The organism is Spirosoma areae (genome assembly GCF_054781775.1).
Map to the genome: position 1 here is coordinate 161,731 of NZ_BAAGTT010000033.1, position 15,800 is coordinate 177,530.

Sequence of the window (15,800 nt, forward strand, 5' to 3'; positions counted from 1 at the left end):
CCGCGACAGGGGGAAGTCCGGAAAACTTTGCCATTAGCTCCGATGGGCGCTGGGTAGTTAGTCTGGATATGGAACAAAGCTACTTTCCGCCGAACTCCCCTTTTATACTCCCTACAGTGCATTAACGCTCTATCAGTTTAATGCATAAACAGGTCGCCTGCGCGTCGCCGACCGGGCGCGTTTCGATGGCATTCTGCCAGAAGGCATCACGTTCGATGGAGCCAGTAAGTATGTAGCTGTCGCGGTTTTTGATCACCACAATCCGCAACGGGCCGGTGGCACGGTTGATTTCTGGCAACTGCTCACAGACGGGGAGCCTAAACTACTTAAACTGGATTACGCGCTATCAGTGATGCGGGGAGCACATATCGTCAAGCGCATCGATTAATTGATGACGAACCTACTACACATTTTTGCTTGAGTAGCTACCATAAATGTGCAGACCATCAATTAGAAAAATCTCCTAACGAATCGAAGTAAACGTAAACTACATGCATTCATGGCTCACTCGTCGGCAAGCCCTTGCAGGGCTTGCTATGGCGGGTTCTACTCTCTCACTCCCAGCCTTATCCACCCCCCCGCTGTGCCTTTTAAAAACGCCCCCTTTTCTCTTTTACTATAGGCGACCTTGACGCTATCGTTGTTTCTGACGGGCATACGTTTTTTACGCCATTGCAACCAATTTGGGCACCACAGGCTGCGTTGGCTCAAGTACAGGCGGTGCTACGTAATGATTTTTTACGTACCGATGATTCGGTATTTAACCAGCCGATGTCACCGCCGTTCTACTCACCCATGCTCACGCTGACCATATCGGAGGGCTACTTGATGTGACCGGACAACTCACTTTTCCCAAAGCAGCCGTCTGGATGGCTAAGATTGAGTATGACTACTGGATGAATATCAGATTGGAATCGAGAAGGGACATTCCCTTTCGAAATCTGACAGCAATTAGGGGTAAATTGACTTTTTTCGCTGATAATGAAACGTTATTCGGCTATATTCAAACACGCATAGTGCCTGGCCACACACCGGGCCATACGATAATGACTATCCGGTCGGCTTTCGATACCGATCCGTCCGAGGCTGTTGTGGCCCGTAAGCAGATTTTTGCCGATTTAGCAGTCACTCGGCAGCAAGTGTTCGGTTATCATTTACTGTGGCCGGGACTGGGGCACATTCGGGCCGTGCAAGACTACTGCCAGTGGGTTCCAGCCGCCTTTTTTACCCCTCTGACATAACTGCTTATTTTTGTTTTCCGGCCAGGCTAATACCTGAGCACAGTAGTCGAACTATGCCTGGTCTGACTCTACTATTAGTAAATGAAAAGCCGTGCCTTTTGAATCACGACGCGGTTTTTTACTGCTGATTAGTATGATGCTACAATCACCTGTTAAGCAATAGAAGGACATAATAACTGGTGCCTGTAGCTGTCCTATCTACCACCCTTTAAAGGCTCTTAGCCGCTGGCGCAGGACCGGCCCTGACAGGTCAACTCAATGGCTGTCTTTATCTTTTATTGTGGGCCAGTTCGTATCAGCTTTCTGGATATTGCCCGTCCGGTCTTTATTCCACAGCGTTTGTACTTTCTTATTGTAGTTGAGGTACAGCTTTCCGTCATTAATCGTCCAGGCATCAGCTTCAGTGGGGGCTTTGTGGCCCTGCGACGTACCGTAGGCGCAGTAACCGCCGTATTGAGGAGCGTATTTATCGGGGTTGGCTTTAAAAGCATCCCGGTTTTTGGTATTGGCGAAATACCAGGTGGCTCCCTGATAAGTAGACGACAACGTAGAATCGCCCACAACGGGTTTCCCGTCGGCGAAGTAGGCAACAGGGTCGTATCCCCGGATGGCTTTGCCCGCTGGAGCAAATACGGGCGATTGCTGGGCAAAGGCCGTTGTCATGGAAAAGAAAACAAAAACGGCCAGACGCAAAATGGTCATATTCATGATTAATTGATTTTACTTGGTTAATTGATTGGTTTTTAGTCGGTTGATTACCTGATTTATTGTTAGTTGATGAAGAATGGCATCGTGAATCAAATCGGGCCGGCTCCAGGGAATGAAGTGGTTCATCTTCGGTATCATCTGAATCGTTACTGGCGCATTGATAAGCATTCGTTTGGCAAACAGGGCATTGCCGGGTGGCACTAAAGGGTCATCTTCGCCCTGAATAACAATGACCGGCACCCGAATTCTGGCCCAAAGCGGCATCATCTTTTGCAACTCGCCCCTGAGGGGCAGTATTTCCTGATTGCTGACATCAAGCTCGGTTGGCAGCCACTGCCGGAATGGAAACACATTGCCTATGGGCCGATACCATTCTTTTTTTTCCAGGTCAGGGTCAATTGAAGGAGCCACTAAAATTAGTCCACCGATGTCATCCGGGTAATCCATCGCTATACGAGCGGCCACGGGACCGCCCAGCGAATGGCCCACCAAAATCGGTTTTCGGCTGGACCGACTCAACCGGAGCAACGGAGCAAGAACAGCCGCCTGTGCCGACAGCGAACGTTCCGATTCGCCCAATTCCGATTTGCCAAACCCTGGCCGGTCTACCGAAATCAACTGCGCCCGGTTGTAAAGCGAGGAATCGGCAAAAAAGCCGATAAACGCATCCCACGCGCCCGGCGACCCGTGAATAAACAGCACCGTTGGTAACGTATCGTGGCCGATGCGGGCGTAGTGAATCGAACGGTTATTTACGGTCACTGTCTTAAACGTAGGTTTCACAGGGCGGTTGGCAAAATACCCGGCGATTTTTTGGTCCGACATCCGTACCGAAACACATTGGGGAAGCAGGGCTGCCAATAGCAGCAGGATGAACCACAACGTATGCCAGCGAAAAATAAGCGACCACCACGGAGTTGATTCAGTCATGGGTTTTGGTTTGATGGCAGTGGTTTGTAGTTGGCCAATCACAAACTACCAGTAGGTTAAAACCGGGTTGACGTCGTCGTGTGTCGTGGTGTCGGGTTCTCGATGCGGTGTCGGGTAGTGGTGTCGGGTTCTCAAACCCGACACAGTTGCTGACGCGAGATGTCGGGTTTGAGAACCCGACACCACTACCCGACACCGCATCGAGAACCCGATACCACTACCCGACACCACTGTACACCACTACGTCACAGCCTGAACGGTTTGCCAGATTGCCATGCCCATAAACAGACTACCCGTCAGCCGATTAACCCACGCGCCGTTTAGATACTGCACAATGCGCTGCCGCTGCCAATCGGCCAGCCAGGCGACCAGCACCAACAGGCCAAAAGCCCCCGCTGACGTACCGAGCGCAAATACCCACTGACTGGCATATTGACCGGCAGGAACCAGCATATGACTGCCTACCGTGGCCTGGCTCAGATAAAGCCACACCGCCGACCAGAAGGGAAGCAGTTGGGGGTTCGTACTGGCTAAGACAACACCCTTCCAAAACGGGAACGATAGGCCATCGGCGGTAGAAACGTCCAGAACAACCGGCTTTTGGCGGAAGGCCGCAATTCCTGCTCCCAGCAACACCGGGATGGGTGCATACGTCAGTAAAACCGCCCAGCCCGAATCCATTGGAATCAGCATCAGACCGCCAGCCGCCAGCCCACTGTAAGCAATCTCGGGAAGACTTCCGCCCAACGCCAGCCATAGGCCGGCGCGTCGGTTTTGGCTGAGGGTGGTTTGCACCACAGCCAGGTTCACTGTGCCAGGATGAATGGACCCGGCAAAACTAATAAGGCTGACGATGACGAATAACAGGAGCATGGTTATGGCATTCAAAGGTTATGAATACATCAGTGCGATTGGTGCTGAACGGTTGAATAGGCAACGCCAAAATGCTGGGGTAACTCAACCGCTGGGAATTCATTCTGAACCGCGACCTGAATCAGGGCCATATGGTGAATAGCGTGCTCGACGTTGTAAAGCAACTCACGGGCAAACGACGAGGGAATCTGAATCGTCTCGTCGCCAGAAACGGATAAATCGGCTTCCAGATGAAGCGACTGATTCAAATCAAGCCAATGAATGGCCCGGTCGATGCTGCCAATACGCCGAAGCGCTTCGTCCGTATCGACTTCGAGCCGCAGGTCTCGCTGCCGGCGGTCGTAGTTCAACTGCCCGGTTTGCGCGCTATTGACCAACAGTTCGTAAAATTCAAGAATATGACGAACATGCTTGCCGATGGTGTTGCCCGAAAGAACAGCCAATGGGCGGGCGTAATCCTCATCGGTTAGCTGACCGATTACCTCGGCGAGTTGCATCATAATATCGGTACTGGCAGATTTCAGAGACATGGGGCGGGTGAGTAATGGATAATGAAGAATGAAAAATGGCCATGTTGATTCAGGCGTTGGCCCGAACGGATTTCCTGCTAAATACGGATGGGAACCACCCGGTCAGCACTGGAATCCACTGGTTTCGAGTCAGGAACAGAATAGTTGAGCAGCTAAGGGCTACGGCTAATGCCAGAAAGAACAGGTAGCCCCCGTCGTTCTGAACGGAAATACCCAGCACGGTCAGATGAGACAGGATAGCCCCTGCCATAACACCTACCCCCAGACCGGCCCCAATCCAGCTTGTACGCGGAATCAGGATAAGCACCGACGCGACGAGTTCGACAATCCCGGAACCGATACGTCCCCAGGGTTCAATGCCCAGCGTCGAGAAGATATAGACCGACTCCGGCTGACCTAAAAATTTGAAATACAGCGTCTGGAGCATGATGATGGCGGCTACTAAACGGGCGGCCCACAGAATATAAATTATTGGTTTGCTCATGATTGGTAAGAGTTTAGTGTTTTTGGGTTGTGGTTTTTGTGGTGGGGTCGGGTTTGATTAAGTTGAAGTAAATAAGCGCCGAAATGTGGTGTCGGGTTCTCAAACCCGACACGAATTGCTATCGCGAAATGTCGGGTTTGAGAACCCGACACCACGACCGCCGACCAGGGCTTATTCGGCGGTTAATTGATTCAACTCAATCAAACCCGACCCCACACCAAAACACGTTAATTAAGACTGGGTGAATTTGGACCAACTGGCATCCGCTTTTTTGTGCAGATTAGGCTCGTCTTTATTCCACTTAGTCAGTGTATTGTTGATGAAGGAGTGATAAAACAGAAACAGTTTACCGTCTTTGATTTTAAAGGTTTCGGGGTCAACCTCTACCTTCTCGCCATTAGCACCCATTGCGTAGGCACACCAGCCACCGTACTGCGGTTCGTATTTGTCGGGGTTTTCCTGGAACGCCTTTAGGTTAGCAGGCGTAGCGAAGCGATACGTAACATTTTTGTAGAGGAAGGCATTAGCCGCCGACCCTTTTACGGCCTTATTCTGGGCGAAGTAAGCAACGGCATCATACCCTTGAAGAGCGAGGCCGTTTTCGAGGTTGAACTGTTGTTTGCGGGTGGCTGGATTGGATTGAGCAACAGCCGGATTGACTTGCAGTAGAGCAAAAGCGATAAACAGGAACGAAAGCGTTTTCATGCGACAGTTTATTTGGATGTTAGTTGCAGTTGGGGCGGCCAAATTGGAGCGACCCGTTATTGACCTGGTCTGATAACTTACTTGCCAAATACCATTCCAATTCCAGAAATTTTGAAAAAAACCGCCTTCAGACGTTCGAAAAGGCATAAAATCAACTATTAACTGTGCCAAAGCAATGCTATGACAGGTTGCATTTTCCCGATATTTCGTAAACTTCCCGAAATAATAGCGAAAAAGCGGATTGATGGTTTTTGGTGTATTTAACGTGCTGTCAGATTCGTGGTAACGTGGTGTCAGATTCTTAAATCTGACACCACGTTAAGAAACCTTCGTGTCGGTTAGAAGCAGGGCTTTCTTATAAAAAATGTAGTAACACCCGCAGACTTGCCTAGGAGTGGTGTGGGTGTGGTGTCGGTTTCTTAAAACCGACACCACTAAACTATAGAAACCTCACGTGTCGGTTAGAAGTAACCGACATCACTAAACTCTGGCAACAGCCCGAAGAAATCGGTCAGTCAACAACCGGCATCATTTACGCATGGCCGTAACATTCACGAAATATCGTAAATAGATTTTTCTGGCATCATTTCATAAAGTTGATAACCCGTTGATAATCATAGAGTTTACTCTTTTTCAGATATTGGTACGTGACTTGTAGGTATAAGGGCAGGTGTATTATTACAATTATGTGTACCGCAACGTATTTACCATTTGGCTCAACCGGTTTTATTCTTACCCATAGTCGGGACGAGAAATCAATCCGACCAGCCGCCCGGCTCCCCAACGTATTCCACATTGGCGAATGGGACGTAACGTTCCCGCAGGACCCGCAGGGAAAAGGTACCTGGATTGCATCCGGCCATCGGACGGACGGAACGCAAACGACGGTTTGTTTGCTCAATGGTGCCTTTACGCCCCACCACGCACAGCCGCCGTATAAACACAGCCGGGGATTGGTTATTCCCCACTTTTTCAGCTATCCGTCTCTCAGAAATTTCGCCGAATCGTATGATTTCTCTGGCATCGAGCCGTTCACCCTGCTTAGTATCGAGGAGAGCCGATTGAACGAACTCCGCTGGACTGGAAGTCGGCTATTTATTCAGGGGAAAGACTCGCAACAACCGCATATCTGGTCATCGGTAACGCTCTATACACCCCACGTGATTCAGCAACGGGAAAACTGGTTTCAGCGGTGGCAACAGCAGATAACGAACTGGTCGCCCAGGGCGATTCAAGCCTTTCATCTGTCGGCAGGTGAGGGTGACTCTGAAAATGCCGTTCGGATGAACCGACAGAACAACTACCTGACCGTCAGCCTGACACAGGTGATTCAGAAGGACGGACAAACCGAATTGCAGTACAAAGATTTGATGCAGACTACACAAACCCACCAAACCATCTCTCCCGATTATGCAACCGTATAGCCCGACATTCACGATTGAATCTGCCACCCCTGCTACGATATGGCAGGCTATAAAAGCCAATGTTCGGGAGAAGTTCAGCAGCCCTTTTTTCATCCGGCTGCGGCACTGGGAATACTGGCCGTTTGAGGTAGTATATGCCCCCGTGTTTTTTTATCACCTCTGGTTGTCGCTGAAAGCCCGGTCGTTATTTTTCTTCTCAGCGTCAAATCCATTCATCGAAACGGGTGGCCTGCTGGGTGAATCGAAAGCGAGTATCCTTGACCAAATCAGCGATGATTTCAAACCGAAAACGTTGTTCGTGGCCGCATCGTCACCCATTGACACGATGGTTGGACAGATAGCCACGCACGGCCTGACGTATCCGATAATTGCCAAACCGAATGTGGGCGAACGCGGCTGGCGGGTCGAGAAAATCGAGAACGAGCAAGGATTGGTCAACTACGTCCAAAGTAATTCCGTCGATTTTCTGATTCAGGAGTATGTCGATGAACCGCTCGAACTGGGTGTGTTTTATTACCGAATGCCGGGACAATCGCAGGGTGTGGTTTCGTCTATCGTACAGAAAGAATTTCTGACCATACGGGGTAATGGCCGCAACTGCATAGAAGAACTTATTGGGCAGAACGAGCGGGCAGTTTTGCAACTCCCGGCCCTGCGCGAAAAGTACGGCAACATCTTCCACCAAATTCCGGCACCGGGCGAAACCATTACGCTGGTACACATTGGAAACCACAGCCGGGGCACCAAATTCTTAGATGCCAACTACCTTATTACGCCCGAACTGACCCGCGTATTTGACCGCATCAGTCAATCCATCGACGGTTTTTACTTTGGCCGTTACGACCTGCGCTGCCGCAGCGTGGCCGATTTATACGCCGGTAAGCACATTCGGATTCTGGAACTGAACGGCGCGGGGGCCGAACCGGCGCACATCTACCAACCCGGTTTTTCGCTTCGCGAAGCCTACCGGGTACTGTTTCACCACTGGCGCGTTCTGTACGACATCAGCCGCGAAAACCACCGCCGGGGAGTGGCTTACATGACCCTCCGCGAAGCCGTTCATATTTGGAAACGTACTAAAACCAACAGGGTTTTCTTATAAAAACTTAACCAATTATTAATCAGCCAGGTAGGGCTTAGTGGTGTGGTGTCGGTTTCTCAAAACCGACACGAATGCTGAAGCGAACATGTCGGTTTTGAGAAACCGACACCACATCAAGTTTGACAAACCAGTAAAAACCATCAATAAACCAGTAAAAACCATGAATCGACAATCAATTTTTCAGAGCCTGATTGGGCTGTTATTAATCAGTGCAACGGCTATCGGGATGGCCGCCTTTAAACCGACTGCTACGGGTGTCAACACCGAAAAACCACCGCGCCGGGTAGAGAAAACCGAAGCCGAATGGATGAAAATCCTCACGCCCGACCAGTTCGCCGTGGCGCGAAAACAAGGCACCGAACGCCCGTACAGCAGCCCGTTAGCCAGTAACCACGAACACGGCACGTACCGCTGTGTTTGCTGCCATGAACCGCTGTTTACTTCCGATACCAAGTTTGAATCGGGAACGGGCTGGCCGAGTTTCTACGCCCCCCTCCGCAAAAACGTAGTGAAAGATATTACGGACTCCAGCCACGGTATGGCTCGGACAGAAGTGCAATGCGCCGTGTGCGATGCTCATCTGGGCCACGTCTTTAACGATGGTCCCGCACCAACCGGTCTCCGGTATTGCATGAACGGCGTTGCCTTAGAATTCATCAAAAAATAACAAACTCATAGAAACCATGCGATTTATTCAGATTGCGTTAGTAGGATTCTGGCTGTTGACGGGCTGTGTTCAGGGCCAGGATGTAGATACTGCACCTGCCCGCTTGCCCAAATTAAAACCCGGTGAGGCCGTAGCTACGTTTGCCGGAGGCTGTTTCTGGGCACAGGAGGAAGGGTTCAACCAGCTTCGGGGTGTTCGGGAAGTCGTTTCGGGGTATTCGGGCGGCAACGTTGCCAACCCAACCTATCAACAGGTCGGTACAGACGAAACCGGCCATGCCGAGTCAGTGCAGGTGTATTACGACCCCAGCGTGATTAGCTACCGGGATTTACTCGATGCGTTCTTCGCCGGGCACGACCCAACGACCCTCAACCGGCAAGGCCCCGATGCTGGACGCGATTATCGGTCGGTAGCGTTTTACCGCACCCCCGCCGAAAAGCAGGAGATTACGGCCGCTATTCAGCGGGTTAATGCCTCAAAGCACTACGCCAACCCGGTTGTCACGGAGGTTGTCCCGTTCAGCTTGTTTTATCCCGCCGAAAAATACCACCAGAATTACTGCCAGTTGCATCCGAACCAACCGTATATCCAGCACGTATCGCTTCCCAAAGTAGAAAAGCTGCGCCATGCCATGCAGGGTAAACTGAAACGGGAAGGCTGAAAACGGTCTATTTTTTTCGACAGGATTAACAGGATTGACAGAATAAGAGAATGAAAGAAATCTTGTCAATCCTGTTAATCCTGTCGAAAAAACAAGCTTCTAAAACCTTAATCCATGAACGACTTAAATCAGGCCGATAAAACGCTGCATAGTCTGGCCCAGTTAATTGCCCTGACGGGTATGCAATGGTTGCCGCTTCTGGCCGACGATAGCCAGACCAATATGGCCTGGAACAGTCATCTGCATCGGCTGGAAGGTCGGCCGTTCGCCGATAACGGCCAACCGATTCGCTTAATTATTGATACCGAGGATTTTGCCTTACAGTTTATTAACGACCGTGAGGAGGTGCTGGCCTCGTTTTCGCCCGAAAACAAAACACCTGATGATGCAATGGCCTGGTGGAAAGACCAGATGAAGGCGTGGGGCATTTCTGAAATTCTGGGAGTAAACTACCAATTGGACCATGACCCGGTTGATGACCAAACTCCTTACGAACGACCAGCCGGTTTGCCTGCGTGGAATTACTGGCGGACAACAGCCAATAAAGCTTTGCAGGCATTGACGGACTGGAGCGGTCGGGCAAGCGAGGTCAGGATTTGGCCGCACCACTTCGATACCGGCGTTTATTACAGCCAAACCGATGCCAGCCGACAGGAGAAAGCCGCTATCTGGGCAGGCTATGCCATTGCCGACTCCATCTGCCATGAGCCTTATTTTTACCTGTCGGGCTACACTACCAATCAACCTATCGACTTCGCAGCAGCACCTGCTCTTTCAGTGGGTGAATGGCGTAACACGGCAGACTGGAAAGGGGCGATGATGCCTGTCTCTGCCAGTAACGAGACCCAACCTATAGAAGCATTTTTCCAGGAAAGTTATTCCTGGATTAACAGGTTAATTGACTAACAATCTACGAATTATGAAACAGATAGCATCAGTTGGTATTCTGCTGGCTTTACTGCTTGTCGGATGCGTCAAACCCAAAGACCTGACTCCCTTAGGCAGCACAGGCGCACCCGTAAGTGTCGTTGACCCGGTTCAGACATTTGATAAGGCCGGACAGCAGTTACGCGCTTCCGGGACCTTCCAAAATGGAGTTCATACGGTGAGTGGCAAAGTAAGTCTGTATGAACGGAACGGAAAACAAACCTTAGTCTTTGAAGGCTTCCAAAGCGATACTGGACCCGACTTACGAATCTATTTAGCCACCAACACGCAAGCCACTGACTTTGTTGAGGTGAGCATGTTAACCGCCACCGGTAACTTTTTCGTAGACGTACCGGCGGGGGTTTCGATGAATCAGCAACGGTACGTACTCATCTGGTGCAAACGATTTTCTGTGCACTTCGGAAATGCCGAACTGAAATAGAAACTGTCTTTAAAAATCAATCCATGAAAACCCTGACAACAATTTATCTGGCCCTCGTGCTGCTTTTATTGAGTAAGCTACCCACCCTTGCACAAGGCTGTAGCGATGCCGGTTTTTGTACCATCGGCGGGTTGAAACAGCACGGCGCAACCGATACGAAAGGGCAGAAGATTACCCTCCTGCTGCCGGTCGGATTAGGCGATGAAGCCGTTTTTGTGTTTGCGCCGGGTATTCAATACGATAATCAACTGTCGGCAAAATGGGCTGTACAGGCCAAACTAACGGGCAATTATGCCAGCGGCAACTTAGGCAGTGTCAGCGGTCTGGGTGATGTTTTTCTGGCGGGTACGTACACGCTGCCAGCCAGAGCAAAATGGGCAACATCATTGACACTGGGCACAAAACTCCCATTGAATCAGGGGAATCTGAAAGCCAGCGGCCAGCCGCTTCCGATGCAGTACCAAAGCAGTCTGGGAACGGTCGATTTGATAACGGGGCTTTCGGTTAGTGACGGTAAATGGCAATTTTCGGCGGGTTGGCAACAGCCGCTGACGGGTGCCAATGACAACACGTTCCTGCCAAATTTGAGCACGAAACCCGAAGCACCGGCGTACCCACCCTCCAACCAATTCAACCGCCGGGCCGACGTACTGGCGCGGGGTGCTTATACACTGGCAATAAAAAGCCGCTTCAGCCTGAATGCGGGATTGCTGGGCATCTATCATTTAGGGGAAGATACGTATAAAGAGGCAAGCGGTAAATCGCTTCCTATTGCTGGCTCACAGGGGCTTACCCTGAATGCGACGCTGGCGGGCTGGTGGACCGTAAGCCCAAAAATGCGAATCGGATTTACGGCGGGAACGCCCTTACTCGTCCGCGAGGTTCGCCCCGACGGCCTTACCCGAAGTATCGTTTTTGCGCCGGAAATCAGTTGGTTTTTTTAACGATATAGTCTGGGCCAAGCCAGAACGGTCTATCGTGCGACTTGACCCAGACAAACCCTACTGGCACATGGCTATTTGAAACACCTCATCAAGTCGATTTTGAGAAATGGGCTGAACCGAATCGGTGTATAGAATCAGCCAGTTATCGGCTTGTTTGAGCCGCCCCGACAGGCGAACCGGCCGACCCACATCCGTTAAAATGCTGGCATTAAGCGGTTCGCCCTGTGGCCCGACGAGGAGGTAATAATTGGCTCGGTTGCCGCTGTTACGCACCGACAACAAAGGTGGAATTCCTCCCGCCATGCACCGCACGGCACACGAGCGATGCGGTCGCCCTTCGCCGGGTTTCATCACACCCAGCATACATTTTGGGTCAGTGATTTCGCCGACCAGGGTGACCATGCCCAACTCGACGGGTTTAGCGGTGAATTGCTTCTGAACCGGAGCCGATACGTTTACTAAGGCATCGGCCTCTTCGGTTAGTTCGAGGGCTGCTTTTCCGTCGTGGTAAATGAGCGTCCCCCTGACGGTCAGTGTTTTGCCAGCCAGCGAACCGCGTTTCGCTTCCCATTGATTCAGGGTTGAGTCGGCTCCGCGCTTGTTGAAACCGATGAGCAGAATACGCTCGAAAAGGGGCGCATTTCCGGCAGGTTGTTTCACCAGCACCCGCAGAAAAGGCATGGGCGCCCGGATTAACTCACCTTCGAGAGTGGTTAGTTGACCATACTCGAACACGGCTCCTGAAAATCCCCGCTGCTGCCACACGAGTAGCCCGGCCATAATTGGCACCACAACGGCCAATGCAATCACTGCCAATCGTACCGCCTTTCGGAACGGGGCCGGAGCTTCGGCCTGCCAGCCAATGTAAAAATCAGTTTCTGGTTTCATGGGGTAATGAAGAATGTATAATTAATAATGAACGAACTTCTCAGTAGTTCTCAAACCCGACACCACTCCCACCATTACAACAGCGCGTTATCCATTTATCACCGCCGGTTCCTGCGGTGTGCCGGGCAGATTAGGCGTGGGGTTGACCCATACTGTTGTGCCAATGCACCTTACTGCATAGGTCTCTACTTTTTCGGTAAACGGCGGGGGCGATTGCCCGTTTTGGGGCAGATACTGATAGCCGTGCCAGGGACAGGTGATGCAGCCATCAACGATTTTACCCTCGCCCAGCGGCCCGTTCTGGTGCCGACACTGATTATTCACCGCTGAGAGTTTACCCTCGTATTTGAAAACAGCAATGTTCTGCCCGTCAACCATCAGCGTTTTGGCACGGTTTTCGGCAATTTCACCGACCTCGCAGACCTTCACGAAGCCAACGGTTTGGGCGGGTAATGGCTGGATGTCGCGTCGCTGACTCACAAAAGCCGCCGTTAGGTGCATGCCTACAATGGTCACTAAGCCAATACCCAGCACCGTAGCGTATACAGGTGATGTTTCCTGCTGGAGAACCCCCAGTAAAACGTGCATAACAATCAGGCCATAAGCCACATATACGCCCATATGCAGGGTTTTCCAGGTGCTAGGCGTCAGGTTTTTGAGCCAGAAATCGTGGCTCGTTGCGGCCATCACGAACAAAATCAGCAGGGCAAAAAAACCCAGCGGCTGAAACGGAAATTGCGAAAATCGGCCATACTCCGGCTCCGAGGTAAACAGTGAAACCAGGGGGTTGACATTCCCCTGCGAATGAAACTGGAGCAGGCTGAACACGCCATGCACTGCCGACACCAGGAACATACTCACGCCCAGATGCCGCCGGTTGTAGAGCAGGGGCAGAAACCGGGAATCGAGCCGACAGAGTGGGCCGATAATCAGGATAACGTGCAGCATCAGAAACGCCAGCGTACTGGTCGCCCGGATGATGACGGTTTCGGCGGTTACGTCGGGAAACAGCGCGGCTTGCAAGCCGATAAAAATAAGCAGATACAGACCCACGAACCCGACAATGGCCCAGTCGTACAGTTTTTTCTGGCGATTCCAGGAAACGGCTTGGTAGTGTAGAGCCATAATTGCTTAGAAATGAATGGTTTGAAGGGTAGAATGATGGACTTCATCGGTAAGTGTGATGGTTGGATACGCTGACGAATCGGGCAGGGAAAAGCGGTACACACCCGCTACGTCGAGTTGCCCAATGGCTTGCCCGCCAGCATCGCCCACGCGAACCACTACCGAAGGAACCTCCAGCGGTTGCCGGACTATGATTTCGAGTTGCCGCTCAGCCGATTTCCTGTCCCGACGCAGATTCACCTGCAAACCGGGGTTATTAATTGACTTTATTAGCACGGGTAGCGAAGCCGCCAATGGCAGACCAATTGGTTGCACCTGCACGGGCGGGATGGTATTTAGTCGCAACGCTGCCACAAAGCCGATGGGCAGCAGTATGGCCAGTCCGAGCCACATAATGCGGTGCGACCGGCGAAGGGTTGGCGTCATGGCAATGAAGAATTAGAATCTGTATGCGCTGGCGAATGATGTTGCATCAGTTTCCGCAACAGCAAGGGCCACAGGGCAATAGACCCCGGCAAGAGTAACAGCCGAACGGGCCATATCATCGTTTTGGCTTCGTCGTCGAGCCGGGCGGCTCCCCAGCCAATAAAATATAGCCCAAACACAGCCCCCATGAACCAGTAGCCGTAAAAGAGATTGATAAGTAATTCGGACATGGGTTATCAGGCTTTGTTATAGAGTTTTACCACCGTTTCGCGGGTCATGCGGCCCGTGTCGCTTATTAAAAAAGCCAGTAGTTCAGCTACTTTGTCGGTGGGGACCCAATGGCTGGGGTCGGCATCGGGCATGGCAGCGCGGTTGGCGGGGGTATCTAAGGTGCTGGGCACAACCACCGTTGCCGTAATATGATGCGTTTTGCCGTCGGCATTAATGAGTTTGGCAAGTTCAAAAATCAGGGCTTTGCTAAGGGCATACGCTAGGGCACTCTTGCCTTCGGTAGCGTTGAGCGTGGGCCGCGAGCCAATCAGAATAAACTGCCCGCCCCGCTGTTGCTCAAATCGGGCCATCAGGGGCTTCACCAGGTTAAACGCCGACATGAAATTGAGGTCAATCATTTTCTGCAATAACCGGGCATCGGTCTGCTGAATGGTTCCCATCGCAAAAGCACCCACGAGCAGCACCGCCGACCGCAACTCAATATCCGCAATGTCGGACAGAAAGGCGGCTACACTGGTTTCGTCCAGCACATTCACAACATACGACCGAACGTTGGGCAGGTGAGTGAACAGCGACAGGTCGCGGTTGGAGCTAAACGTAGCGAGTACGGAATAACCCTGTTGGTGAAGGTGCTCGACCACGTCTCTGCCCAGATTGCCCGATGCGCCGGTAACAAGAATTGTATTCATAGGGGTTGTCATTTGTAGTAATTAGGTTCTCATTAGCGTGCTGTCAGGTTCTCATTAGCGTGCTGTCAGGTTCTCAAACCTGACAGGCGAGGACGGTTCGCCGTTACAATTCTTAAGTTTTAATTTCCTTGACGCGGTTTTAAGAATCGTAACGGCGAACCGTCCTCACAGAGTCGGGTTTGAGAACCCGACTCCACTACAGCAAAACAAAAACCTGACTCTACAACAAGAACCCAACGTTGTCATTGCCCGGATTCTCACTAAAACAAATCGCGATAATGCATCAACTGCGATTTCTCCCGTTTGCCCTCGTAAAAAGCTGCGCTGGAAAACGGATACTCAGCGGGATAACTGACTAATCCCGCCTTAACCGGATTGTTATGGATATACTTAATTTTCGTTTCGCAAACATCCCGCGAGTACAGATATACGTCATCGAATCGGTCCGTCCAGATTTTAAAATGTTGAGTGCGGTGTTCATATTCGATATGCCGTAGCAGTTCGGTTTGCTGAGTCTGCATATACTCCCGTAGTTTTAGCGATGTGAATTTCTTAAAGTCCCGCATATAATCGATGAGGTGATTTTCTTCTTCAAAGAAGATGATGAAGTGTATGTGATTGGTCATCAAAACATAAGCCAGCAGTTTTGCCCTGTATTTGTCATTGTAGAATTGAAAACTATCAAAGAGAATGCTAAAACACTGGTTATCAAAAAGAAGTGGCAAATGCTGATGACAGGTTGTCGTGATAAAAAAACAGCGTTCTTCAGTTAGTAAAGTGCGGTTGCGAAGTCCCATTCCCGG

At 51.1% G+C, this 15,800-nt stretch carries 20 protein-coding genes and 1 pseudogene; 8 read left to right on the forward strand and 13 right to left on the reverse strand.

The features are described from left to right. Positions 1 to 121: 121 nt before the first annotated feature. A complete protein-coding gene (locus ACYVI1_RS18700) occupies positions 122 to 298 on the reverse strand; it encodes a hypothetical protein (RefSeq protein ID WP_460912259.1) in 177 nt (58 codons plus the stop codon). A 478-nt stretch (positions 299 to 776) separates the two neighbouring features. Here ACYVI1_RS18700 and ACYVI1_RS18705 point away from each other — a divergent pair. After that, a pseudogene (locus tag ACYVI1_RS18705) lies at positions 777 to 1,241 on the forward strand (MBL fold metallo-hydrolase); the annotation flags it as partial. A 255-nt stretch (positions 1,242 to 1,496) separates the two neighbouring features. Here the strand turns inward: ACYVI1_RS18705 and ACYVI1_RS18710 are convergent. From ACYVI1_RS18710 to ACYVI1_RS18735, 6 genes are all read right to left on the reverse strand, one after another. Next, a complete protein-coding gene (locus ACYVI1_RS18710) occupies positions 1,497 to 1,949 on the reverse strand; it encodes a YHS domain-containing (seleno)protein (RefSeq protein ID WP_460912260.1) in 453 nt (150 codons plus the stop codon). A gap of 12 nt (positions 1,950 to 1,961) precedes the next feature. After that, positions 1,962 to 2,879, reverse strand: coding sequence for an alpha/beta fold hydrolase (locus ACYVI1_RS18715; RefSeq protein ID WP_460912261.1), 918 nt, complete (start codon positions 2,877 to 2,879; stop codon positions 1,962 to 1,964). Positions 2,880 to 3,119: 240 nt separating this feature from the next. After that, a complete protein-coding gene (locus tag ACYVI1_RS18720) occupies positions 3,120 to 3,752 on the reverse strand; it encodes a LysE family translocator (protein ID WP_460912262.1) in 633 nt (210 codons plus the stop codon). Positions 3,753 to 3,781: 29 nt separating this feature from the next. Continuing rightward, complete coding sequence (locus ACYVI1_RS18725; protein ID WP_460912263.1) at positions 3,782 to 4,282, reverse strand: DinB family protein; 501 nt, start codon at positions 4,280 to 4,282, stop codon at positions 3,782 to 3,784. A gap of 49 nt (positions 4,283 to 4,331) precedes the next feature. Next, positions 4,332 to 4,766 carry a DoxX family protein gene (locus ACYVI1_RS18730; RefSeq protein ID WP_460912264.1) on the reverse strand — a complete coding sequence of 145 codons (435 nt, stop codon included), beginning with the start codon at positions 4,764 to 4,766 and terminating at the stop codon, positions 4,332 to 4,334. A gap of 231 nt (positions 4,767 to 4,997) precedes the next feature. Then, positions 4,998 to 5,471, reverse strand: coding sequence for a YHS domain-containing (seleno)protein (locus tag ACYVI1_RS18735; protein ID WP_460912265.1), 474 nt, complete (start codon positions 5,469 to 5,471; stop codon positions 4,998 to 5,000). Between the two features lie 647 nt (positions 5,472 to 6,118). Here ACYVI1_RS18735 and ACYVI1_RS18740 point away from each other — a divergent pair. The 7 genes from ACYVI1_RS18740 (at position 6,119) to ACYVI1_RS18770 (ending at position 11,638) form a co-directional block, all read left to right on the forward strand. Next, positions 6,119 to 6,895 carry an NRDE family protein gene (locus tag ACYVI1_RS18740; protein WP_460912266.1) on the forward strand — a complete coding sequence of 259 codons (777 nt, stop codon included), beginning with the start codon at positions 6,119 to 6,121 and terminating at the stop codon, positions 6,893 to 6,895. Then, entirely contained in the window at positions 6,882 to 7,997 is a 1,116-nt protein-coding gene (locus ACYVI1_RS18745) for a hypothetical protein (protein ID WP_460912267.1), read from the forward strand. Before ACYVI1_RS18740 ends, ACYVI1_RS18745 begins: the two co-directional genes overlap by 14 nt. A 160-nt stretch (positions 7,998 to 8,157) precedes the next feature. Next, positions 8,158 to 8,664: a peptide-methionine (R)-S-oxide reductase MsrB gene (msrB, locus tag ACYVI1_RS18750; RefSeq protein ID WP_460912268.1), complete on the forward strand. Its 507-nt coding sequence runs from the start codon at positions 8,158 to 8,160 to the stop codon at positions 8,662 to 8,664. A 16-nt stretch (positions 8,665 to 8,680) separates the two neighbouring features. Beyond that, positions 8,681 to 9,325: a peptide-methionine (S)-S-oxide reductase MsrA gene (gene msrA, locus ACYVI1_RS18755; RefSeq protein WP_460912269.1), complete on the forward strand. Its 645-nt coding sequence runs from the start codon at positions 8,681 to 8,683 to the stop codon at positions 9,323 to 9,325. 114 nt (positions 9,326 to 9,439) lie between these two features. Further along, complete coding sequence (locus ACYVI1_RS18760; protein ID WP_460912270.1) at positions 9,440 to 10,231, forward strand: hypothetical protein; 792 nt, start codon at positions 9,440 to 9,442, stop codon at positions 10,229 to 10,231. Positions 10,232 to 10,244: 13 nt separating this feature from the next. Further along, the gene (locus ACYVI1_RS18765; protein ID WP_460912271.1) at positions 10,245 to 10,694 is read left to right on the forward strand and encodes a DM13 domain-containing protein; all 450 of its coding nucleotides are present in this window, start codon (positions 10,245 to 10,247) and stop codon (positions 10,692 to 10,694) included. Positions 10,695 to 10,717: 23 nt separating this feature from the next. Then, positions 10,718 to 11,638, forward strand: coding sequence for a hypothetical protein (locus ACYVI1_RS18770; protein WP_460912272.1), 921 nt, complete (start codon positions 10,718 to 10,720; stop codon positions 11,636 to 11,638). A 57-nt stretch (positions 11,639 to 11,695) separates the two neighbouring features. Here the strand turns inward: ACYVI1_RS18770 and ACYVI1_RS18775 are convergent, their stop codons facing one another. From ACYVI1_RS18775 to ACYVI1_RS18800, 6 genes are all read right to left on the reverse strand, one after another. Further along, entirely contained in the window at positions 11,696 to 12,526 is an 831-nt protein-coding gene (locus tag ACYVI1_RS18775; RefSeq protein ID WP_460912273.1) for a hypothetical protein, read from the reverse strand. A gap of 87 nt (positions 12,527 to 12,613) precedes the next feature. Further along, on the reverse strand, positions 12,614 to 13,651 hold the full coding sequence (locus ACYVI1_RS18780; protein WP_460912274.1) for a Rieske 2Fe-2S domain-containing protein: 1,038 nt from the start codon (positions 13,649 to 13,651) through the stop codon (positions 12,614 to 12,616). Between the two features lie 6 nt (positions 13,652 to 13,657). Continuing rightward, complete coding sequence (locus ACYVI1_RS18785; RefSeq protein ID WP_460912275.1) at positions 13,658 to 14,077, reverse strand: hypothetical protein; 420 nt, start codon at positions 14,075 to 14,077, stop codon at positions 13,658 to 13,660. Continuing rightward, on the reverse strand, positions 14,074 to 14,307 hold the full coding sequence (locus tag ACYVI1_RS18790) for a hypothetical protein (RefSeq protein ID WP_460912276.1): 234 nt from the start codon (positions 14,305 to 14,307) through the stop codon (positions 14,074 to 14,076). Before ACYVI1_RS18790 ends, ACYVI1_RS18785 begins: the two co-directional genes overlap by 4 nt. A 6-nt stretch (positions 14,308 to 14,313) precedes the next feature. Next, on the reverse strand, positions 14,314 to 14,997 hold the full coding sequence (locus ACYVI1_RS18795) for an SDR family NAD(P)-dependent oxidoreductase (RefSeq protein ID WP_460912277.1): 684 nt from the start codon (positions 14,995 to 14,997) through the stop codon (positions 14,314 to 14,316). Positions 14,998 to 15,257: 260 nt separating this feature from the next. Next, positions 15,258 to 15,794: an REP-associated tyrosine transposase gene (locus ACYVI1_RS18800; protein ID WP_460912278.1), complete on the reverse strand. Its 537-nt coding sequence runs from the start codon at positions 15,792 to 15,794 to the stop codon at positions 15,258 to 15,260. Positions 15,795 to 15,800 lie beyond the last annotated feature (6 nt).